General features: G+C 63.8%; 19 protein-coding genes. 13 read left to right on the forward strand and 6 right to left on the reverse strand.

Annotated features, from left to right (window positions below):
* The first annotated feature begins 3 nt into the window (after positions 1 to 3).
* The 3 genes from AHA_RS20775 (at position 4) to hslU (ending at position 2,986) form a co-directional block, all read left to right on the forward strand.
* Positions 4 to 843, forward strand: coding sequence for an SPOR domain-containing protein (locus AHA_RS20775; protein ID WP_011707775.1), 840 nt, complete (start codon positions 4 to 6; stop codon positions 841 to 843).
* A 188-nt stretch (positions 844 to 1,031) separates the two neighbouring features.
* Complete coding sequence (hslV, locus tag AHA_RS20780) at positions 1,032 to 1,565, forward strand: ATP-dependent protease subunit HslV (RefSeq protein WP_005306539.1); 534 nt, start codon at positions 1,032 to 1,034, stop codon at positions 1,563 to 1,565.
* Positions 1,566 to 1,657: 92 nt separating this feature from the next.
* Positions 1,658 to 2,986, forward strand: a complete 1,329-nt coding sequence (gene hslU / locus AHA_RS20785; protein WP_011707776.1) for an HslU--HslV peptidase ATPase subunit — start codon at positions 1,658 to 1,660, stop codon at positions 2,984 to 2,986.
* A 92-nt stretch (positions 2,987 to 3,078) separates the two neighbouring features.
* On the opposite strand, the gene AHA_RS20790 is transcribed toward hslU, so the two are convergent.
* Positions 3,079 to 4,503: an MFS transporter gene (locus tag AHA_RS20790; RefSeq protein WP_011707777.1), complete on the reverse strand. Its 1,425-nt coding sequence runs from the start codon at positions 4,501 to 4,503 to the stop codon at positions 3,079 to 3,081.
* A gap of 167 nt (positions 4,504 to 4,670) precedes the next feature.
* Here AHA_RS20790 and AHA_RS20795 point away from each other — a divergent pair, with 167 nt between their 5' ends.
* The 6 genes from AHA_RS20795 to mgtE all read left to right on the forward strand — a co-directional run bounded on the left by AHA_RS20795 (position 4,671) and on the right by mgtE (position 12,680).
* The gene (locus AHA_RS20795) at positions 4,671 to 5,582 is read left to right on the forward strand and encodes a LysR family transcriptional regulator (RefSeq protein ID WP_164927765.1); all 912 of its coding nucleotides are present in this window, start codon (positions 4,671 to 4,673) and stop codon (positions 5,580 to 5,582) included.
* Positions 5,583 to 5,869: 287 nt separating this feature from the next.
* Positions 5,870 to 8,416: a nitrite reductase large subunit NirB gene (gene nirB, locus AHA_RS20800; protein WP_164927766.1), complete on the forward strand. Its 2,547-nt coding sequence runs from the start codon at positions 5,870 to 5,872 to the stop codon at positions 8,414 to 8,416.
* A 106-nt stretch (positions 8,417 to 8,522) separates the two neighbouring features.
* Positions 8,523 to 8,840 carry a nitrite reductase small subunit NirD gene (gene nirD, locus AHA_RS20805; RefSeq protein ID WP_011707780.1) on the forward strand — a complete coding sequence of 106 codons (318 nt, stop codon included), beginning with the start codon at positions 8,523 to 8,525 and terminating at the stop codon, positions 8,838 to 8,840.
* A gap of 51 nt (positions 8,841 to 8,891) precedes the next feature.
* Positions 8,892 to 9,704 (forward strand): nitrite transporter NirC, encoded by an 813-nt coding sequence (gene nirC, locus AHA_RS20810; RefSeq protein WP_011707781.1) that lies wholly within the window; start codon positions 8,892 to 8,894, stop codon positions 9,702 to 9,704.
* Between the two features lie 12 nt (positions 9,705 to 9,716).
* The gene (cysG, locus tag AHA_RS20815; RefSeq protein ID WP_011707782.1) at positions 9,717 to 11,123 is read left to right on the forward strand and encodes a siroheme synthase CysG; all 1,407 of its coding nucleotides are present in this window, start codon (positions 9,717 to 9,719) and stop codon (positions 11,121 to 11,123) included.
* A gap of 132 nt (positions 11,124 to 11,255) precedes the next feature.
* Entirely contained in the window at positions 11,256 to 12,680 is a 1,425-nt protein-coding gene (mgtE, locus tag AHA_RS20820; RefSeq protein ID WP_039213006.1) for a magnesium transporter, read from the forward strand.
* 57 nt (positions 12,681 to 12,737) lie between these two features.
* Here the strand turns inward: mgtE and AHA_RS20825 are convergent, their stop codons facing one another.
* A complete protein-coding gene (locus AHA_RS20825) occupies positions 12,738 to 14,591 on the reverse strand; it encodes a methyl-accepting chemotaxis protein (RefSeq protein ID WP_011707784.1) in 1,854 nt (617 codons plus the stop codon).
* A 146-nt stretch (positions 14,592 to 14,737) separates the two neighbouring features.
* Between AHA_RS20825 and rraA the strand changes: the two genes are divergently transcribed.
* Positions 14,738 to 15,223 carry a ribonuclease E activity regulator RraA gene (rraA, locus tag AHA_RS20830; protein WP_005306574.1) on the forward strand — a complete coding sequence of 162 codons (486 nt, stop codon included), beginning with the start codon at positions 14,738 to 14,740 and terminating at the stop codon, positions 15,221 to 15,223.
* Between the two features lie 268 nt (positions 15,224 to 15,491).
* Here rraA and AHA_RS20835 read toward each other — a convergent pair whose 3' ends face one another.
* The 3 genes from AHA_RS20835 to AHA_RS20845 all read right to left on the reverse strand — a co-directional run bounded on the left by AHA_RS20835 (position 15,492) and on the right by AHA_RS20845 (position 18,024).
* Positions 15,492 to 16,166 carry a 7-cyano-7-deazaguanine/7-aminomethyl-7-deazaguanine transporter gene (locus AHA_RS20835; protein WP_011707785.1) on the reverse strand — a complete coding sequence of 225 codons (675 nt, stop codon included), beginning with the start codon at positions 16,164 to 16,166 and terminating at the stop codon, positions 15,492 to 15,494.
* Positions 16,167 to 16,298: 132 nt separating this feature from the next.
* Positions 16,299 to 16,586, reverse strand: a complete 288-nt coding sequence (locus AHA_RS20840) for a DUF3630 family protein (RefSeq protein WP_164927767.1) — start codon at positions 16,584 to 16,586, stop codon at positions 16,299 to 16,301.
* 10 nt (positions 16,587 to 16,596) lie between these two features.
* Positions 16,597 to 18,024 carry a protein adenylyltransferase SelO gene (locus tag AHA_RS20845; RefSeq protein WP_011707787.1) on the reverse strand — a complete coding sequence of 476 codons (1,428 nt, stop codon included), beginning with the start codon at positions 18,022 to 18,024 and terminating at the stop codon, positions 16,597 to 16,599.
* Between the two features lie 103 nt (positions 18,025 to 18,127).
* Between AHA_RS20845 and AHA_RS20850 the strand changes: the two genes are divergently transcribed.
* On the forward strand, positions 18,128 to 18,427 hold the full coding sequence (locus tag AHA_RS20850) for a c-type cytochrome (RefSeq protein WP_011707788.1): 300 nt from the start codon (positions 18,128 to 18,130) through the stop codon (positions 18,425 to 18,427).
* Positions 18,428 to 18,495: 68 nt separating this feature from the next.
* Here AHA_RS20850 and recQ read toward each other — a convergent pair whose 3' ends face one another.
* Entirely contained in the window at positions 18,496 to 20,331 is a 1,836-nt protein-coding gene (gene recQ, locus AHA_RS20855; RefSeq protein ID WP_011707789.1) for an ATP-dependent DNA helicase RecQ, read from the reverse strand.
* A 133-nt stretch (positions 20,332 to 20,464) separates the two neighbouring features.
* Here recQ and AHA_RS20860 point away from each other — a divergent pair, with 133 nt between their 5' ends.
* Both AHA_RS20860 and AHA_RS20865 read left to right on the forward strand, forming a co-directional pair.
* Positions 20,465 to 20,929, forward strand: a complete 465-nt coding sequence (locus AHA_RS20860) for a thioesterase family protein (RefSeq protein ID WP_164927768.1) — start codon at positions 20,465 to 20,467, stop codon at positions 20,927 to 20,929.
* A 124-nt stretch (positions 20,930 to 21,053) separates the two neighbouring features.
* Entirely contained in the window at positions 21,054 to 21,581 is a 528-nt protein-coding gene (locus AHA_RS20865; protein WP_011707791.1) for an AbiTii domain-containing protein, read from the forward strand.
* Positions 21,582 to 21,896: the final 315 nt, after the last annotated feature.

Here is a 21,896-nt window from a genome sequence, read left to right on the forward strand (position 1 = left end):
TAGATGGCGACCCGGGATTATGTCGGCAGCCGCCCGCGACGTCGGGCGGGTGGTCGCAACACCAAGAAAGCGGCACCTCGCCGCTTTCCTGTTATCCCGGCCCTGCTGGCCGGGGCGCTGCTGGCAGGGTTCGGCGGCTTCCTCTACACCATCAGTGGCAAGGGTCATGATGCCCCGACCATCGAAGAGCAGGTGAAAGCCAACAAGCCCAAGGCACAGAACAACGGTCTGCCGCAGGAGAAGTGGAGCTATATCGAACGGCTGGAGAACAAGCAGGTCGATATCACCGAACCGCCGCCCCAGCCGGGCGTGCTGCCGCCACCGCCGGCGGAAACCATGACCCTGCAGCCGGAGAAGCTGCCGCAACCGGTGCCGACCGACATTCCCCAGCCGGGTACCCCCATCGGTCAGGTACAGCCCTACAAGCCGCAACCGGTACAACCGGCCAAGCCGGCGACCGGCGCACCGGTGGCCAGTGCCCAGGAGCAGGTGATCGACCGCAAGGCCGAACGGGATCGGATGGAGCGGGAGCTGCGTGCCGAACTGGAGCGGGAACGGGCCGAGGCCGCCAAGGCCAAAGCGGCGACCCCGCCCGCGACGGCCGACAACGAACGCTACATGATGCAGTGCGCCGCGCTGCGCTCGCAGGATTCCGCCGAATCGCTCAAGGCACGCATCGCCTTCACCGCCGGGCTCTCTTCCAGCCTGCAGGTGGTCAACGGGGCCGGTGGCGCCGTCTACAAGGTGATGGTCGGTCCCTTCAGCGGCAAGGCGGCGGCCGATGCGGCCAACCGCAAGCTGCAGGGCTCCGGCATCAGCGGCTGCATCCCCAAGAAGGGCTGATCGCCGCGTCCATACCCACAGGGCCGGGTGGCAACACCCGGCCCTGTTTCTTTTGGTGCCACTTGCCACCGCGCCTCTCCCACCCCGTTGGTCTCGCCACACCACAGGCTTGAAAAGCCGGTTTGCCATCCCCATCTTTCTTGCCATGCACAGTCAGGCCGTCATTCGGCTCAAGCGAGGTAAGTAAAGTGACTACCATAGTTTCAGTTCGCCGCAACGGTCAGGTCGTCATCGGTGGCGATGGCCAGGTCTCCCTTGGCAACACCGTCATGAAGGGCAATGCCCGCAAGGTTCATCGCCTCTACAACGGCAAGGTACTGGCTGGTTTCGCCGGCGGCACCGCCGACGCCTTCACCCTGCTCGAGCGCTTCGAAGCCAAACTGCAGGCCCATCAGGGCAACCTGGAGCGCGCCGCCGTGGCGCTGGCCAAGGACTGGCGCACCGATCGCGCCCTGCGCCGCCTCGAGGCCCTGCTGGCCGTCGCCGACGAGCACAAATCATTCATCATCACCGGCAACGGTGACGTGGTGCAGCCGGAACACGATCTCATCGCCATCGGCAGCGGCGGCAACTTTGCCCAGTCCGCCGCCATCGCCCTGCTGGAGAACACCGAGCTCGACGCCAAAAGCATCGTCGAGAAGTCCCTCAAGATTGCGGGCGACATCTGTGTGTTCACCAACGGCAACCACACCATCGAAGTGCTGGATTATTCAGCTAAATAAGTCGGCGAAATAGGGCCGCCAAATAAGGCCGCCAGCCAAACCCCATTTTCCAAGGGGTGGGCCCTGCCCGCCCCGGATACAGGAACGCCATCATGTCCGAGATGACCCCGAGAGAAATCGTCCACGAGCTGGATCGTCACATCATCGGCCAGGCCGACGCCAAGCGCGCGGTCGCCGTCGCCCTGCGCAACCGCTGGCGCCGGATGCAGCTCGATGAAGAGATGCGCCATGAAGTGACCCCGAAAAACATCCTGATGATCGGCCCGACCGGTGTCGGCAAGACCGAGATCGCCCGTCGCCTGGCCAAGCTGGCCAACGCCCCCTTCATCAAGGTGGAAGCGACCAAGTTCACCGAAGTGGGCTATGTCGGCAAGGAAGTGGACAGCATCATCCGCGATCTGACCGATGCCGCCATCAAGCTGGTGCGCGAAACCGAGATGGAGAAGATGAAATACCGCGCCGAGGAAGCCGCCGAAGAGCGCATCCTCGACGCCCTGCTGCCCAACCCGCGCAACAGCTGGGGCGAGGAAGAGAAAGCCGACAACTCCAACACCCGCCAGATCTTCCGCAAGAAACTGCGGGAAGGTCAGCTGGATGACAAGGAGATCGAGCTGGAGCTCGCCGCCTCCCCGATGGGCGTCGAAATCATGACCCCGCCGGGCATGGAAGAGATGGCCAACCAGTTGCAGGGGCTGTTCCAGAACCTGGGCCAGAACCAGAAGAAGAAGCGCAAGATCAAGGTCAAAGAGGCCATGAAGGCGCTGATCGAAGAGGAAGCGGCCCGCCTGGTCAACCCGGAAGAGCTGAAGCAGAAAGCGATCGCCGCGGTCGAGAACAACGGCATCGTCTTCCTCGACGAGATCGACAAGATCTGCAAGCGCGGCGAGAGCTCAGGCCCCGACGTCTCCCGTGAAGGGGTACAGCGCGACCTGCTGCCGCTGGTCGAGGGCTGCACCGTCAACACCAAGCACGGCATGGTCAAGACCGACCACATCCTGTTCGTCGCCTCCGGCGCCTTCCAGATCGCCAAGCCATCAGATCTCATCCCCGAGCTGCAGGGCCGCCTGCCGATCCGGGTCGAGCTGACCGCGCTGACCACCGATGACTTCGAGCGGATCCTGACCGAGCCGAACGCCTCGCTGACCGATCAGTACCAGGCGCTGATGGCTACCGAAGGGGTCAAGATCGAGTTCACCAAGGATGGCATCCGCCGTCTGGCCGAAGCGGCCTGGCAGGTCAACGAGCGCACCGAGAACATCGGCGCCCGCCGCCTGCACACCGTGATGGAGCGCCTGATGGAAGACATCTCCTACGACGCCTCCGAGAAGTCCGGCGAGACCTTCGTCATCGACACCGACTACGTCAACGCTCACCTCGGCAAGCTGATTGAAGACGAGGATCTGAGCCGCTTTATCCTGTAAATCGAGAACGAGGAGCTGAGCGGTTTAATCTCCTGTAAGCGAACCGCTCAATCTCATCACAAGACGCCTCCCCTGTGGAGGCGTCTTTGTTTTCAGCCCCCTCCCGACTCGCAGCCTGCCCGGGTCGCTTCGCCCGGCGCACTGCACTGGTCTCTTCCCGCCAGCCAGAGCGCAGCCAGCAGCAACAAGCCGCTCAGGGCGAAGCTGGCCTGCATGGCGAAGTGCAGCTCGCTGGCACTGGCAACGGCAGGATCGCCCCCGCCCGCCAGACCGGCAAACAGGGCGCCGAGCCCGGCCGCCCCCGTCAGCTGACCCAGATTGCGCGCCAGGGTCAGCAACCCGGCCACGGCACCGCGGGCCTGTCCACCGCTGCCACCCATCACGGCGCTGTTGTTGGCGGTCTGAAACAGGGCGTAGCCGGCGGTCAGCAACAGGATCGGCAGCAGATAGCCGAGCGGGCCAAGGGCTGGACTCAGCACCGCCAGCAAGGCCGCGGCGCCACTCATCAGCAGCAATCCCAGCCGCACCACTGTGATGGCGCCGACCCTGTCCACCAGCCAGCCGGCGGGCAGCCCGGTCAGCGCCGCCAGCAGGGGCCCGCCCGAGATGAGCAACCCGCTGGTGAACGGGTCGAGCCCGAATACCCCCTGCAGATAGAAGGGGCCGATCAGCAGGGTCAACACCATGATGCCGGCCACCAGTGCACTGGCCGCCAGACCACCGCGCAGCCGACGGGTACCCAGCAGCGCCAGCGGCAACAGGGGGGCGGCAGCGCCCAGCTCGCTGCGCACCAGCCAGGCGGTGGCCAGCAGCGCCCCGCCCCCCAGCCAGAGGGCCAGCGCCCCCGTCGAGGTGAGGGCCAGCCCGTAGCAGAGCAGCGCCACCAGCAAGAGCGACAGACTCGCCAGATTGAGCCTCTCTCCCTCTGTACACGCCGCATCCCGAGGCAGACCGAACAGGCCACAGACCAGCGCCAGCAGGCCGATCGGCAGCAGCGCGAGAAAGGCCGGCTGCCAGCCGGCAACATCCAGCAGCAGACCGCCAAACGAGGGGCCGAGGGCCGTGCCGCAGGCCGAGAGGGTACCGAGCAGCCCCATGCCCCGGCCGCGCCGAGCCGGCGACACCAGCTGGCCCACCATGGCCAGCGACAGCACCAGCATGCAGGCCGCTCCTCCCCCCTGCAGCACCCGGGCTGCAAGCAGCCAGCCGATGGTCGAGGCCTGCGCGCAGAGCAGGCTGGCCAGCACAAACAGCCCCATGCCCCAGAGCAGCAGGCGGCGCCGGCCGAACCTGTCCCCCAGCCGGCCCGCCACCACCGTCAGGCAGGTGAGCCCCAGCAGATAGGCCACCAGCACCCACTGCAAGCTGGCGAAGGGAACGGCAAAGTCCGCGCCCAGTGCCGGCAGCAGCATGCTGGCCATGCTCCCAGCCAGCATGGGCAACAGGGTGGCGAGACCAAGCGCCAGCAGACCGAGGCGGCGTGCAGCGGGAGTTAAAACGCGGGTGAAGGATGACATGATCCGGGCTCCACAAAGGGGTGATGACGACAAGGCTAGTGGGGCCGGTGAACAGGCGGAAGACGCACCCGTTGCAATTTATCAATGCACCAGACGCCATATGAGGGGGCCCGTTCTCGGGTATGATGAAGCAGGCACCTTGCTCCCACCTCGATGAAGGCATGCACATGAGCACTCCCGACCTCAACCTGCTGATCACCCTGGATGCCCTGCTGGACGAAGGCAGCGTGGCGGGCGCGGCCAGACGACTGGGCTTGAGCCCCTCCGCCATGAGCCGGGCCCTGGCCAGGCTGCGGGAGACCACCGGCGACCCGCTGCTGGTGCGGGCTGGCCGCGGCCTGGTACCCACTCCCAGGGCGTTGCTGCTGCGCGAGCAGGTCGGCCGGCTGGTGCAGGAGGCCGAGGAGGTGCTGCGCCCCCGGCTGGAGGTCGACCCGGCGCGGCTGGAGCGCACCTTCACCCTGCGCGCCAGCGAGGGGCTGGTGGAACTGTTCGGCGCCGCCCTGCTGAGCCGGCTCGCCGCCGAGGCGCCGGGGGTGCGGCTGCACTTTCTGGCCAAACCCGACAAGGAGAGCGGCCCCCTGCGCAGCGGCGAGCTGGATTTCGAGACCGGGGTCATCAGCGCCACCACGGCACCCGAGTTGCGTACCCAGGCGCTGTTTCAGGACCACTTCGTCGCCGTGCTGCGCCCGGGCCATCCACTGTGCGACGGCCCGCTGACCGCCAGCCGCTATGCCGAGGCGCGTCACGTGCTGGTGTCCCGCCGCGGCCAGCCCCACAGCCCGGTCGATGAGGCGCTGGCCAAGCTGGGGTTGACGCGCACCGTCACCACTCTGGTGCCCGGCTTTGCCACCGCGCTGGCGCTGGTGCGCGGCAGCGATCTGGTGGCCACGGTGCCGGAGCACCACTGCGCCGCCCTGCTGGGCGATCTGGTTGCACGGCCCCTGCCCTTCACCCTGCCCGGGATCCGGGTCGCCCTGCTCTGGCATCCCCGGCTGGACGCGGATCCGGCCCACCGCTGGCTGCGCACCCTCATTCGCGACATCTGCGCCCAAAGCCCCTACCGCCCCCTGCCGTAGGCCCCTCGTCTTGCCAAACTGCCAATGAAGGAATCTTTCACGTCTTTTGGCGGTACGGGCGTTGCTTTGCGTGGGCAGCCAGGCCGCCCCTGCAGCGGCGGTCCCGATCCGCATTCCGCCACCAATTGCGCCACTGGTATACCTATTTATGTATATCTTTGAATTATCAGGAATTACCCCTGAGGGGATATATAAATAGACACTTGATTTGCATCAATCGTCTGCCCCTGCCGACTGGGTAGCCTAGCCTCAGAATGATGTTTTATTACTCCAAACTTGAGGCAACTATGAGCAAAGTCAGACTGGTCGTTGTGGGCAACGGCATGGTGGGGCACCGCTTCATCGAAGAGCTGATCGAGCGGGCCGACCCGGGCCGCTACGAGATCACCGTCTTCGGTGCAGAACCCCGTCCCGCCTACGATCGCGTCCATCTCTCCTCCTACTTCTCCCATCACACCAGCGAAGATCTCTCCCTCGTCAAACCCGGTTTCTACGACAAGCACGGCATCCGCCTGCTGCTCGGCGAAGCGGTGAAAAAAATCGACAGGGCCAACCGCGAAGTGCACTCCAACAAGGGCACTGTGGTCGAGTACGACAAGCTGGTGCTGGCCACCGGTTCCTACCCCTGGGTGCCACCCATCCAGGGCAGCCAGCACCACGAGTGCTTCGTCTATCGCACCATCGAGGATCTGAAAGCCATCCGCAGCGCCGCCAAGAGTGGCAAGAGCGGGGTGGTGATCGGGGGCGGCCTGCTTGGCCTCGAAGCCGCCGGTGCCCTCAAGGCACTGGGTCTCGAGACCCACGTGGTGGAGTTTGCTCCGGTGCTGATGGCCGAGCAGCTCGATGGTCAGGGTGGCCAGCTGCTGCGCCGCAAGATTGAATCCATGGGCGTGCAGGTGCACACCAGCAAGAGCACCAGCGAGATCCTGATGCACGGCGGCCGCGACGCCCAGCACCGCCTCGCCTTCGCCGACGGCAGCACGCTTGAAGTGGACGTGGTGGTCTTCTCCACCGGCATCCGCCCGCAGGATACCCTGGGCCGTTACTGTGAGCTGACCATTGCCGACCGTGGCGGCGTGCTGATCGACGATCACTGCCTCACCTCCGACCCCGACATCTACGCCATCGGCGAGTGCGCCGCCTGGCAGGGCCGCTTCTTCGGGCTGGTGGCACCGGGCTACAAGATGGCCCAGATCACCGTCGACCATCTGCTCGGCGGCGACAGCCGCTTCGAGGGGGCGGACATGAGCGCCAAGCTCAAGCTGCTCGGCGTCTCCGTCGGCTCCATCGGTGATGCCCACGGCCGCACCCCTGGCAGCCACAGCTATGTGTTCCAGGACGACCAGGCCGGTGTCTACAAGAAGATCGTGGTGAGCGAAGACAACAGTCGCCTGCTCGGCGCCGTGCTGGTGGGTGACGTGGAAGATTACGGCAACCTGCTGCAGATGATGCTCAACGCCCTGCCGCTGCCGAGCCACCCGGATACCCTGATCCTGCCTGCCTACGCCGGTGCCAAACCGACCCTGGGGGTGGATGCCCTGCCGGAGAGCGCCCAGATCTGCTCCTGCTTCGACGTCTCCAAGGGCGACATCGCCAAGGCAGTGGCCGAGGGTCACACCACGCTGGCCGCCATCAAGCAGCACACCAAGGCCGGTACCGGCTGTGGCGGCTGCGTGCCGCTCATCAGCCAGGTGCTCAACGCCGAGCTGGTGAAACAGGGCATCGAGGTCAACAACCACCTTTGCGGCCACTTCCCCTACTCCCGTCAGGAGCTGTTCCATCTGGTCAAGGTGGAGGGGATCAAGAGCTTCGACGAGCTGCTGGCCAAGCACGGCCACGGCCATGGCTGCGAGGTGTGCAAACCGACCGTCGGCTCCATCCTCGCCTCCTGCTGGAACGACTATGTGCTGAGCCCGCTCAATACCCAGCTGCAGGACACCAACGACATCTTCCTCGGCAACATGCAAAAGGACGGCAGCTACTCCGTCATCCCGCGCATGGCCGGCGGCGAAGTGACCCCGGCAGGGCTGCTGGCGGTGGCCGAAGTGGCCCGCGACTACAAGCTCTACACCAAGATCACCGGCGCCCAGCGCATCGGCCTGTTCGGGGCCCAGAAGGATGATCTGCCCGCCATCTGGCGCAAGCTGCTGGCGGCGGGCTTCGAGACAGGTCAGGCCTATGCCAAGGCGCTGCGCATGGCCAAGACCTGCGTCGGCAGCACCTGGTGCCGCTTCGGCGTGCAGGACAGCGTCGGCCTCGGGGTCTTCCTCGAGAACCGCTACAAGGGCATTCGCACCCCCCACAAGATGAAGTTCGGTGTCTCCGGCTGTACCCGCGAATGTGCGGAAGCGCAGGGCAAGGACGTCGGCATCATCGCCACCGACGCGGGCTGGAACCTCTATGTAGGCGGCAACGGCGGCATGAAGCCGCGCCACGCCGACCTGCTGGCGTCTGACCTCGACCGCGAGACGTTAGTCCGGTTGATAGACCGCTTTATGATGTTTTACGTTACCAGCGCCGACAAACTGCAGCGCACCTCGGTCTGGCTCGGCAATCTGGAAGGGGGCATCGACTACCTGCGCGAAGTGATCGTCGACGACAAGCTGGGGCTGGCCGACACCCTGGAGCGCGATATCCAGACCCTTATCGACAGCTACGAGTGCGAATGGTCGCGTACCCTCAACGAAGAGGAAGCGCTCAAGCGCTTTAGCCACTTCATCAACAGCGACAAGCGCGACCCGGACGTCCAGTTCGTCAGCGAGCGCGACCAGCACCGACCGGCCACCCCGGCCGAGCGCATCCCCGTCTACCAGATCGAGGTGGAGACCAAATGATGAAATTAGCCTGCCAACTCAACGACATCCTGCCTGGCACCGGCGTCTGCGCTCTGCTCAAGGGACGCCAGAATATGCCTGTTTCGCTCGATGTGGAGGTTCAATCATGAAATTAGCCTGCCAACTCAACGACATACTCCCTGGCACCGGCGTCTGTGCTCTGCTCGAGGGGCGCCAGATCGCCCTGTTCCGCCCGAGCGCGGCGGCCGAGGTGTTCGCCATCGACAACCGGGATCCCTTCTTCGCCGCCAACGTGCTGTCGCGTGGCATCGTAGGTGAACACGAAGGTGAGCTCTGGGTCGCCAGCCCGCTCAAGAAGCAGCACTTCCGTCTGCGCGACGGCCACTGCCTCGAAAATGCAGCCATGTCTGTCCAGAGCTACCCGGTCGAAGTGCGCGACCAACAAGTCTGGGTCACCGTCTAACACCATGCATATCAGGGCTGCCCGCGGGCGGCCCTCTTGAAGGAAACAAAGATGTATACAGAAACCATCAACAAGTGCGCCGCCAACGCGGCCCGCATCAATCGCTTCGAGCGCAGCGACAAGCTCGGCTTCTGGCTCAGCTCCGCCATGGCGGGGGCCTATGTGGGCCTTGGCATCATCCTCATCTTCACCCTGGGCAACCTGGTGGATCCGAGCATCCGTCCACTGGTGATGGGGGCCACCTTCGGCATCGCCCTGACCCTGGTCATCATCGCCGGCTCCGAGCTGTTCACCGGCCACACCATGTTCCTCACCTTCGGGGTGAAGACCGGCAAGATTTCCATGGGGGATCTGCTGCGCATCCTGCCCCAGACCTGGGCCGGCAATCTGCTCGGCTCCATCGCGGTGGCGCTGATCTACTCCTACGGCGGCAGCCTGCTGCCGGACGCAGGCAGCCTGGCGCACAAGGTGGCGCTGGCCAAGACCCAGGCACCGGCGCTGACCCTGTTCATGAAGGGCGTGCTGTGCAACTGGCTGGTCTGCCTCGCCATCTGGATGGCGCTGCGCACCGAGGGTGCCGCCAAGTTCATCGCCATCTGGTGGTGCCTGCTGGCCTTTATCGCCTCCGGCTACGAGCACTCGGTCGCCAACATGACCCTGTTCGCCCTCTCCTGGTTCGGTGCCCATTCCGAGGCCTACACCCTGGGTGGCATCGGCCACAACCTGCTGTGGGTGACCCTGGGCAACACCGTCTCCGGCGCCCTCTTCATGGGCCTCGGCTACTGGTATGCCACCCCCAAGGCTGAGCGCCCGGTCGCGGTGAGCGAGACCACCACCACTGCCAGCCAGACCCAAACCGCCTGATCAGGAGGCCCCATGGACTACTTGCCCATCTTTTGCCGACTCGACAACAAACCCGTGCTGCTGGTCGGCGGCGGCGAGGTAGCGGAGCGCAAGGCGCGTCTGCTGCTGGATGCCGGTGCTCAGCTCACCGTGGTCGCGCCCGAGCTCGACCCCGAGCTGGCGGAACTGGCTGCCAACGGCAGCATCGAGTGGCTGGCCGGTGAATTCGCGCCGCAGCAACTGACGGGCAAGTGGCTGGTGGTGGCCGCCACCGATCGGCGCGAGGTGAACGCGCTGGTCTACCAGAGCGCCAATCAGGCGCGGATCTTCGCCAACGTGGTGGATGACCCGAAACGCTCCAGCTTCATCATGCCGTCGATCATCGACCGCTCGCCGCTGATGGTGGCCATCTCCTCCGGCGGCAAGGCCCCGGTGCTGGCCCGCTTGCTGCGGGAAAAACTCGAAGCCCTGCTGCCCCAGCATCTGGGCGCCGTTGCGGCCTTCGCCGGCAGCCTGCGGGAGCGGGTCAAGGCCCGCTTCGCCAGCATGGGCGAGCGGCGCCGCTTCTGGGAACGGCTACTCGGGGCGGATCGGCTCGGGCAGGCGCTAGCACGGGGCGATAGCGCCTCTGCCAATCAGCTGGCCGACAGCCTGTTTGCCGACGAAAGCCAGAGCGGTGGCGAGGTGGTACTGGTGGGAGCAGGCCCCGGCGATCCGGGCCTGCTCACCCTGCACGCCCTGCGCCAGATGCAGCAGGCGGACGTGGTGGTCTATGACCGCCTGGTCTCCGACGAGGTGATGGCGCTGGTGCGCCGCGACGCCAGGCGTATCTTCGTCGGCAAGCAGGCGGGCAATCACTGCGTGCCGCAGGAGGGGATCAACCAGCTCTTGCTGGACGAAGCGAAGAAAGGCCAGCGGGTGGTGCGGCTGAAGGGGGGTGACCCCTTCATCTTCGGCCGTGGCGGCGAGGAGCTGGAGACGCTGGTGGGCAGCGGCATCGGTTTTCAGGTGGTGCCGGGGATCACCGCGGCCAGCGGCTGCGCCGCCTACGCCGGCATTCCGCTGACCCACCGCGATCACGCCCAGAGCGTGCGCTTCGTCACCGCCCACGGCAAGGGTGGGGCCCAGGATCTCGACTGGCCGCTGCTGGCCAAAGACAAACAGACCCTGGTGTTCTACATGGGGCTCTCCTCCTGTACCACCATCCGCGAGCAGCTGCTGACCCACGGCAAGGCGGGCGACACCCCGGTGGCGCTGATCGAGCGTGGCACCCAGCCAAGCCAGCGGGTCATTCGCGGCACCCTCGCTCAGTTGCCCGAGCTGGCGCTGGGCGTCGAGAGTCCGGCCCTCATCATGGTGGGATCCGTGGTAACCCTGGCGGACCAGCTTGCCTGGTTCGGGCAAGGAGGCGCCGCAGACGCGGCCCTGGCCTCGGCCTGATCGCGATATCCATTCCAACGCCACCCTCGGGTGGCGTTTCTTTTTCTGCATTTACTGTCATAACCTCTTGTTTTGAGTCTGGTATCCTATGGGGTGTGTCAGCCGGACCACCGAATTCAGGAATTCTGCTTCATGTCCCTCCCCGCCAAGAACAGCGCCAAACAGCGTGAACAAGACAGATCGCGCATTCTCACCCTGCTGCTGGCCGATGATGCCCTCACCGACAGCCTGCTCGACCCGCAAGGGGTGCAGGATGCCACCCTGCGGGATCAGACCAGCGAGCTCACCCGGCTGGTCAACAGCCTGCCCGCCGCCGATATCGCCGATGCACTGGAATCCCTGCCGCCGGACGAGCGTCACGTGCTGTGGCAGCAGGTGGACGAGGAGAAGCACGGCCAGATCCTGGTGGAGGCGTCGGAGACGGTGTGGGACAGCCTGATCAGCGGCATGAGCGACAAGGAGCTGCTGCACGCCCTGCGCACCCTCGACATCGACGATCAGATCTATCTGGGCCAATACCTGCCCCGCAACCTGATGGGGCGGCTGCTCACCTCCATGGCCCCGGCCCAGCGCGACCGGGTGCGGGAGGTGATCCGCTACGGCAAGCACACGGTCGGCGCCATGATGGACTTCGAGCTCATCACGGTGCGAGCCGAGGTGAGCCTGGCCACGGTGCAGCGCTACCTGCGCCTGCGCGGCAAGATCCCCGCCAACACCGACAAGCTGTTCGTCACCGACCGGCGCAACCGGCTGCAGGGGGAGCTGCCGCTCACCACAGTGCTGCTGCACAGACCCGAGACCCTGGTGCGCGACGTGATGGAGAAGGATCCGGTCACCTTCGATCCGGAAGACAACGATGAAGCCGCCGCCCGTACCTTCGAGCGGGACGACCTGGTCTCCGCCGCCGTCATCGACGGCCGCGGCAAGCTGATGGGCCGGCTCACCGTCGCCGAGGTGGTGGATCTGGTCTATGAGGAGAGCGACACCGACCTGCGCCGGATGGGGGGGATCAGTGAAGAGGAGGACGTGTTCGCGCCCGTCTCCAAGGCGGTCAAGACCCGCTGGGCCTGGCTCGCCATCAACCTCTGCACCGCCTTCGTGGCATCGCGGGTAATCGGTCTGTTCGAACACACCATCTCCCAGCTGGTGGCACTGGCGGCGCTGATGCCCATCGTCGCCGGCATCGGCGGCAACACCGGCAACCAGACCATCACCATGATAGTGCGGGCACTGGCGCTGCAGCATATCCAGACCGGCAACGTCTCCTTCCTGCTGTGGCGCGAGCTGGGGGTGGCCCTGATCAACGGCCTGGTGTGGGGCGGCACCATGGGGGTGGCCACCTACATCCTCTATCAGGACGCGGCGCTGGGCGCGGTGATGACGCTCGCCATGATGCTCAACCTGCTGGTGGCGGCGCTGATGGGGGTCATCATCCCCATGACCATGAGCCGGCTGGGCCGCGACCCGGCGGTGGGGGCCAGCGTGATGATCACCGCCATCACCGACACCGGCGGTTTCTTCATCTTCCTGGGGCTGGCCACCCTGTTCCTGCTTTGATCCGCTTGGCAATAGAAAGGGAGCCTTTATGGCTCCCTTGTTCATTCGGCGCGGCCGCTACACCCGGTATTTGGCCACCGCTTGGTTGAGCAACTTGGCCTGCTCGGTCAGACCGTGACTCGACTTGGCGTTCTCCTCCGCCATCAGGCTCGACTCCTGGGCAATGTCGCGGATGTTGTTGACGTTGCGGTTCACCTCGTTGGCAACCAGGCTCTGCTGTTCGATGGCGGCGGCAATCTGGGTGCTCATGTCCATGATGTGGGTGACGTCCTGGGTGATCTGCTCCAGCAGTTCGCCCGCCATGCTGGCTTGCTCCGAGCTGCTGTTGCCCTGCTCGCGGCAGGTCGCCATCATGCCCACTATGTTGCCGGTCTGCTTCTGCAGCGAGCTGATGATGCCAGCGATCTCCTGGGTCGACTTCTGGGTGCGGATGGCGAGGCTGCGCACCTCGTCCGCCACCACCGCAAAACCGCGCCCCTGATCCCCCGCCCGCGCCGCCTCGATGGCTGCGTTGAGGGCCAGCAGGTTGGTCTGCTCGGCGATGCCGCGGATCACGTCCAGCACGGAGCCTATGGTTTCGCTCTCCTGCTGCAACTGCGCCACTTCGCGGGAGGAGTTTTCCAGATTGTCGGCCAGCGAGCGGATCTGGCTGACGGTGTTCTCCACCGCACTGCGCCCCTCCATCGCCTTGTTGTTGGTGGTCTGGGCATTGTTGGCGGCCTGCTCGGTGTTGCGGGCGATCTCCTCTATGGTGGAGCCCATCTCGGTGGAGGCGGTCGCCACCATGTCGGTCTCCTGCAGCTGGCGAGCGGCCCCCTCACTGGTGCGGCGCACGTTGCCGGAGAGGTGATCCGCCGCCTCGGTCAGGGTGTGCACGCTCTGCTTCACGTCGCCGATGAGGTGGCGAAAGCCCCCCAGCATCACGTCCAGATTGCCTGCCAGCTGCGCCATCTCGTCCGCCCCCTGCAGCTCTATCTTGAGGCGCAGGTCGTTGTCTTGCCGGATGCGGTTGACGGTGTCGTTCACCCGCGAGATGGGGCGGTCAATGCTGCGCCCCAGCAGCATGCTCATGATGCCGATCAGCACTATGATGATGCCGCCGCAGACCAGCATCAGGGTATTGAGGCGCGAGGTCTGCCGTACCAGCTCGTCGGCGATGTGCTTGCCGACGGCGGTAAAGCCCTGCTCGGTCTGATGCACCAGCCCCCGCATCTCATTGCGCAGCCCCTCCTCTTCACTCAGTCCCAGCACTTGCATACCCTGCACCAGCGCGACAAAGTCCTGCCGGTACTGCTCGCTGGCCTGCTCCAGCTTGCCGCGATCAGCCTCCGGCAAGGTTGCCAATCGCTGCTGGAAGTCCTTGTGCAGGGTCTGGAAGCGCTCCAGATACTGGATGTCGGAGCGCAGCATGAAGTCTTTCTCCGCCCGCCGCAGCTGCAACATGGTGATGAGCAGCCCCTGCTCATCCAGCTGCTTGAGCCCCTCTTCCACCTGATGCACCGCCGTTCTCAAACGACCGTAGAGGCCGTCTTCCGGCCCCAGCCCGATGATCTGCTGCTGGGCCACCAGATCGTTGAAGGCCTTGCCATAGGCCCCCATCTGCTGATCCAGCCGGGTCAGCTCGCCCTGCACAGCGCTGAGGTTGTCATCCTGACCCAGGGTCTGGTTGAGCTGGTGAAAATTGGCTAGCACCTCGTTGAAGCGGGTCACGAAGGCCGGATCCTTGCGGATCAGGAAATCCTTCTCGGCCCGTCGCAGGTTGAGCATGGCGATCTCGAGCCCGTCCACGTTGCGCTGGGCCTCGGTCAGATGACGACTCACCTGGTTGGAGTAGAGAAACAGGCCGCTCAATACCAGCATGGCAACGGCGACCAGCGCGGTATTCAGGATCAATTTATGACGGATCAGCACGATGAACCTCTCACAAGCACGGGATGGACTGCATTGAGCTTATGCGGAAAACGTTATCCCCGTTGTTGTTCAAGGAATATTCATTGAAATGCCGGTCCCACTCCTTATACTGGATCCCACCTGTTTCCAGCGGTGGATTTGACACAATGGAATACAACACTTCAGAACTGTGCGATATCTATCAGGACATGGTGGATGTGCTCGAACCCATGCTCTGCTCCTTCGGCGGCCGCGCCTCGTTCGGCGGCGTCATCACCACAGTCAAATGCTTCGAATCAAACGGCCTGATCCGTGAACTCGTCAAAGAGAACGGCGTCGGTCGGGTGTTGCTGATCGATGGCGGTGGCTCCATGCGCCGCGCCCTGATCGACAGCGAGATCGCCACCACGGCGGCCGAAAACGAGTGGGAAGGGATCGTCTGCTACGGCTGCGTGCGCGAGGTCGACATTCTGGAAGACTTGGATATCGGCATTCAGGCGCTGGCAGCCATTCCGGTGGGTGCCGACAGCAAGGACGTGGGCGAGACCGATCTGCCGGTCAACTTCGGCGGCGTCACCTTCCTGCCGGACGACCACCTCTACGCCGATACCACAGGGGTGATCCTCTCCCCCGATGCACTCGACATCGAGTAAGCAGAGCAGAGTGAAAATGGGAGCCAAAGCTCCCATTTTTTATGCCCGTCGCTGGCCGAAAACACGCAAAAAAGAGGGCCAGTAAAAACTGGCCCCTTAACTGGAAGCAATGTGAGCAATGTCGTGCCTTCACAAGAAGTCCATCACGTTGGAACGAATGAAGTCTTTCCCGGAAAACAAGGTAACAATAATCATTCTCATTTAACTTGGCAACCCTTATTTGCCAAAAATGCAAAAAAATTGACCACCCCTGGGGTGGTCAATCTCGTCAGGCTTGTCGCGTGGCCGTTTGCAGGCCGGCCAATCCGGCCTCGCCCACCAGCTTGCGGCTGAGATAACGCAGCAGCACGCCGTAGAGCGGCACAAACAATCCCAGGCTTATCAGCAGCTTGAACACGTAGTCCACGGTGGCAATCTCGACCCAGTGCTCGGCCATGAAGGGATCCGTGCTGCGCCAGAAGGCGATGGTAAAGAAAGCGATGGTGTCCACCAGGTTGCCGAACAGGGTGGAGGCAGCCGGTGCCACCCACCAAGCTTTCAACAACCGCAGCCGGTTGAACACCACTACGTCCATGAACTGGCCCACCAGATAGGCCATAAAGCTGGCCAACGCAATCCGGGCAACAAACAGGTTGAATTCGGCCAGGTTGCCGACGCCCTGGAAGCTGCCCTCGAAGAACAGTACCGACAGGGCATAGGAGATGGCCAGCGCCGGCAACATCACGGTCTGGATGATCTTGCGCGCCAGACCGGCACCGAAGATCCGCACCGTCAGGTCGGTGGCCAGAAAGATGAACGGGAAGCTGAAGGCACCCCAGGTAGTGTGGAAACCGAAAATGGTGATCGGCAGCTGCACCAGGTAGTTGCTGCTGGCAATGATCAGGATGTGGAACAACGAGAGGCGCACCAGCGCCGTCTGGTGCTGAGCAGGGGTCAGATTCATATTGTGACCTTTTTGGTTAATGGGGTTAGGGAACCCATACCGCCACCATTGGCGATAATTGAGGGGCGAGATTATACGCCCCCACACTGATAGTTCAATCTTTATGCGGTTGCTAAGGCTGCCGTACCATCCTCACCCTTGATGCTGACGGGCCAGCCAGAGCAACACCTCGGCATCGGCCGGCTGCTCCACCGCCAACCAGCAGCCGCTGTAGTGTTCGTACTCGAGCCGAAAGCGGCTCCCCTCGAACTCCAGCAGCCAGCTGTGACGATCGGCGCTACACTCCCGCTCGAGTGCCACCAGCTCCCACTCCTGCAACAGAGCCTCGGCCAGGGTCGGAAAACTGTCCCAGTCGAGCGCGGGGTTCACCAGCATCACCACCTCGGCGTCCCTGTCTGTCTGCGCGATACGCCAGTTCATCTGTGGTTCCTCAACTGCTGCAAGAGAGCTCGCCACCGCAATACCATGCCGGTTGCGGAGTAGCGAGTTCCTCGTATTCGGGTTGCTCATCATAGGGGTGCTGCAAAGCCGTAAACAGCCGCTCGAACGGCGCCATGTCACCCTGCTCGGCAGCCTCGATCACCCGCTGGGCCAGCGCGTTGCGCAGCACATACTTGGGGTTGACCGCATCCATCAGCCCCTTGCGTACGCCATCCTCGCTCCCTTCCCGGGCCAGGCGCGCCCGATAGGCCTCAAGCCACCCTTGCCAGGCGGCAGGCTCCGGCAGCAGGGCCAGCAGGCTGGCGGGCCACGCCCCCTCTCGCGTCACCTCACCGAGACGGCGCAGAAATAGGTGGTAATCCACCCCGTGCGCCGCCAGCAGCTGGAACAACTCGCGGAACAGCACCGGATCGTCCTCTTCCCACACCGCCAGCCCCAGTTTGGCGCGCATCAGCTCGGAGTAGTGCAGCATCAACTGGTGTTCGTACTGGGCCAGGGCCTCTGCCAGCGCGTCGCCATCCACATGGCCGGCCAGCGCCTGTGCCAGCTTTTGCAAATTCCAGTAACCGACTGCCGGCTGCTGATCCAGCGCATAGCGACCGCCCGGATCCGAGTGGTTGCAGACAAAGTCCGGCACATAGGCATCGATGAAGCCGTAGGGACCGTAATCCAGCGTCAGCCCGAGCAGCGACATGTTGTCGGTGTTCATCACCCCGTGGCAGAAGCCTGCCGCCTGCCACTTGGCGATGAGCCGCGCGGTGCGGCGCACCACTTCGGCAAACAGCTCGGCACCATCGGCCAGCTCGGGGAAATGGTGGCGCAGCAGATAGTCGATAAGGGCCGGGATCCGCTCCCCCTGCCCGCTCCAGGCGAAATACTCGACGTGGCCGAAGCGCAGATGACTCGGGGCGGTACGCAGCACGGTCGCGCCTGTCTCCACCTGCTCGCGGTAGACCGGCTCCTGGCTGCCCACCAGCACCAGTGCCCGGGTGGTGGGGATGCCGAGGGCATGCAGCGCCTCGGAGGCCAAATACTCGCGAATGCTGGAACGGAGCACAGCGCGGCCATCGCCGAAACGGGAGAAGGGGGTCTTACCCGCCCCTTTCAGGTGCAGGTCCCAGCGGCTGCCATCCGGCGCCTGCTGCTCCCCCAGCAGCAGGGCGCGGCCATCGCCAAGACGCGGGCTGTAGCCGCCGAACTGGTGGCCCGCATAGACCTGGGCTACCGGCTGCATGCCGGGCAAGGGCTGCCCATGGCCACAGCAGGCCAGCCAGTCGGCCTCGCTCACCGCCACCAGCCCCAGCTCGCCGAGCAGCGCACAGTTGAGGTGCAGCAGGGCGGGGGCATGCAGTGGCTGGGGTGCGACGGGCTCACAGGCCCAGGGCAGTTCGGTGGCAAAAGTGTTGATCAGCTTCATGGTGGTGCGGTTCGTCCCTGCGTATGCTCGTGTCACTCTTTATACCGCCGTCGGCCAGCACTGGCTAACGGACGATGCGCTATTTCATTTCAAGGAGAAGAAGATGCAAAGATGGTTGGGCGCCCTGCCCCTGTTGCTGTTGTTGTGGGGGCCGGCCCAGGCGGCCGATGTCGAGGCCGGCAAGGTCAAAGCCGCCGTCTGCGCCGCCTGTCACGGGGCTGAAGGCAAGGCTCTTATTCCCAACTATCCCCATCTGGCTGGGCAAAACGCCGCCTATCTGGTGAAACAGCTGAAGGCCTTCAAGGATGGCAGCCGCAAGGAGCCTTTGATGGTGCCCTTCATGGCGCCGCTCACCGATGCGGACATAGAGAACCTGGCGGCCTATTACGCCAGCCTCAAATAACCGGCGCGCCCGGCAGACAGGTGCCGCCCGTTGGCGACGCACCCGCCCGGCGCGACTTCACCAACCTTTTATCGACGGCAGTAGTCGATGATCAGGTCCATAAAGGCTTCGCCGAAGCGTTCCAGCTTACGGTGACCCACGCCGTTAACCGCCAGCATTTCCGCTTCGGTCATCGGCATCAGCTGCGCCATCTCTACCAGGGTGGCGTCGTTGAACACCACGTAGGGCGGCACCTCTTCATCCTCGGCGATCTGCTTGCGCAGGGCGCGCAGTTCCTTGAACAGCCGCTTGTCGTAGTTGGCGTTGTCGAGCAGGCCGTTGCGCTTCTCCTTGCGGCTGGAGATGGGCTGCAGGCGCGGCACCGCCAGATCCAGCTTCACCTCGCCGCGCAGCACGGGACGGGCTGCCTCGGTCAACTGCAGCACCAGATTGCGGGTGATGTTCTGGGTCAGCAATCCCTTGTGGATCAGCTGGCGGATGACGCTCATCCAGTACTCGTGGCTCTGATCCTTGCCGATGCCGTAGGTCGACAGCTTGTCGTGGCCGTGATCCTTGATGCGCTGGTTCAGCGACCCGCGCAGCACCTCCACCACATAACCCACCCCGAAGTTCTGCCCCACCCGCCAGACACAGGAGAGCGCCTTCTGGGCATCTTCGGTGCCGTCATAGCTCTGGGGGGGGTCGAGGCAGATGTCGCAGTTGCCGCACGGCTTGTCGTTGTACTCGCCGAAGTAGTTGAGCAGCACCTGCCGGCGGCAGGTCTGCGCCTCGGCGAAGGCCGCCATCACGTTGAGCTTGTACTGCTCCACCTGCAACTGCTGGGGGTTTTCGATGTTGTCGAGCAGCCGGCGCACCCGGCCGATGTCGGCGGGATCGTACAGCAACAGCGCCTCGGCCGGGGTGCCGTCACGGCCAGCCCGGCCGGTCTCCTGATAGTAGGATTCGATGTTCTTCGGAATGTCGTAGTGCACCACGAAGCGCACGTTGGGCTTGTCGATGCCCATGCCGAACGCCACCGTCGCCACCACTATCTCGATGTCGTCCTTGAGGAAGGACTCCTGAGTGCGCTGGCGCAGCTCGAGCGGCAGGCCGGCGTGATAGGGCGCCGCCTTGCAGCCGTGGCGGGAGAGCCGCTCGGCCACCTCCTCCACCCGATTGCGGCTGGAGCAGTAGACGATGCCGCAGTTGCCCTTCTGACTCTGCACGTAGCGCAGCAGCTGCTCCGCCGCCTTGAACTTCTCCACCAGGCTGTAGCGGATATTGGGTCTGTCAAAGCTGGCGGTGTGGATAAAGGGGTCGTGGAGTTCCAGCCGATGCAGCATGTCGCTGCGGGTCGCCTCGTCGGCGGTGGCGGTGAGCGCCACCACCGGCACCTGCGGGAACCACTGCTTGAGCCGGCCCAGCGCCGCGTATTCCGGTCGAAAATCGTGCCCCCACTGGGAGACACAGTGTGCCTCGTCGATGGCAAACAGACCGAGCGGCAGCTCCGCCAGCCGATCCATGAACTCGTGCTGCAGCAGGCGTTCGGGGGAGACATAGACGATTTTTATCTCGCCGCGCCGCATGGCGGCGAAGTTCTGGATCATCTCCTCCCGGCTCAGGGCCGAGTTGATGTAGACCGCCGCCACGCCGTTGGCGCGCAGGCTGTCCACCTGATCCTTCATCAGCGAAATGAGGGGAGAGACCACCACCCCGAGCCCGGGCCGCAGCAGCGCCGGGATCTGGTAGCAGAGCGACTTGCCGCCACCGGTGGGCTTGAGCACCAGCGCATCGCGCCCCGCCACTATCTGCTCGATGATTTCGAGCTGGCCCGGCCGGAATTGCTGATAGCCGAACACCGCCTGCAGCAGGGCAAGCGGATTCTCTGGCTGGGGGTCAGGCAGGGTTTCGGCAATGGCGGTCATGGGCTCTCCTTTGGGGTCGCCATTCTAAAGCAGCCGCCGCCCACAATAAACCTGCCATTGCGACTGTTAAGGAAGTGTTGCAGACTGGCTGGAGTTTTTACTCGGTCGTACTGCCAGGGATCGGACTCAAGGAATGAAACAGATGCTCAAGAAGATGGCGCTCAGTGGCATTGCCAACCTGTTCGCCGAGAGGATGCCGTTCAACAAGTTGATCGGCATGCAGGTGACGCACTACGACTTCGACAAGGTCGAGCTGCGCATCAAGATGGAGGAAAAGCTGATCGGCAACCCCTTCCACAACATCCTGCACGGCGGCGTCACCGCCACTCTGCTCGATGTGGCCGGCGGCATGATAGTCGCTGCCTCCTGCATCGACGAGCTGGAAGACTTCTCCCCCAGCTACCTCAAGGAGCGCTTCTCCCGCCTCGGCACCATCGATCTGCGGGTGGACTACCTGCGGCCGGGGCGCGGCAACGAGTTCATCGCCACCGCCCACATCATCCGGGCCGGCAGCAAGGTCGCGGTTGCCCGCATGGAACTGCACAACGAAGAAGGGACTCATATCGCCTTCGGTACCGGCACCTATCTGGTGGGCTGAGCCAGCCTATTGCATAAAAACCACGCTGCTAATCTGATTTTAATCATTAGAAACCTTACCCCCTCTGTCGCCACCAGGTTCATACTGAAAGTCGGGATTGTGTGCAGAGGGAGGATTGCAGGCGATGAGTGCGAAACTGGCCACCAAACCATCCAGAGCCTTGTTGAGGCAGCTCGAGTCCATGCTCGACGAGGTGCAGACACCCGAGTGTCGCCACTGGCTGGAACAGGAGCTTGAGGGATACTCTCTCTGTTCGCCCCTGCCTTGGTATCGCATCATAGCCTGTCGGCAACGCGGTCACTTCTTGGACCTGAAGACGGGAAAATACCTGACTTGTCATATCAACAGTCAAACGCTAAGCCAACGCGATCTGGCCCAAATTCAGTTCATCTATGCCCGTGAACCCGCCGCCCACTATTTGCTGCAACGCAATTCCGGTATTGAGCCCTGGCCAGAACAGCTGCTGGAAGATTATCAGGAGCAGCTGATCCCCGGCCATCTATGCCTGCAAGCCTGGCATGAGCCCGTGTCTTCATTACGTGAACAACTGATGGAGGGAATCGAACATTTCATTAGTGAGTACCCCAAGCACGCGGCCTTGCAACCTCAGCACGGCTTCAAGGCATTGCGGCATCAGCACTGGCATATCTAACAGGCGCCTGGCGCGCAAGGAGGGCACCATAGACAGAACCCAACCAGAGATTGCCACAATCTAAAGTGCCGGAGTCAGGATCAGACTCCACCCTGGGCCACCGAGCGGTGGCCCTTTTATTGCCCAGCGCCGGGCAACGGAACTGACGAGACGGATTAAACAGACAGAGAGACAGAGAGACAGAGAGACAGAGAGACAGAGAGACAGAGAGACAGAGAGACAGAGGAGCATTGCAGTTACCCTAGCAAGCCGCCAGCATGAATATCGCCCTCCGCTTGCGCGAATGCCAAATGCGAAAAGGCCGCTCTATTGAGC

It is taken from the genome of Aeromonas hydrophila subsp. hydrophila ATCC 7966 (assembly GCF_000014805.1).
Lineage (GTDB): Bacteria > Pseudomonadota > Gammaproteobacteria > Enterobacterales > Aeromonadaceae > Aeromonas > Aeromonas hydrophila.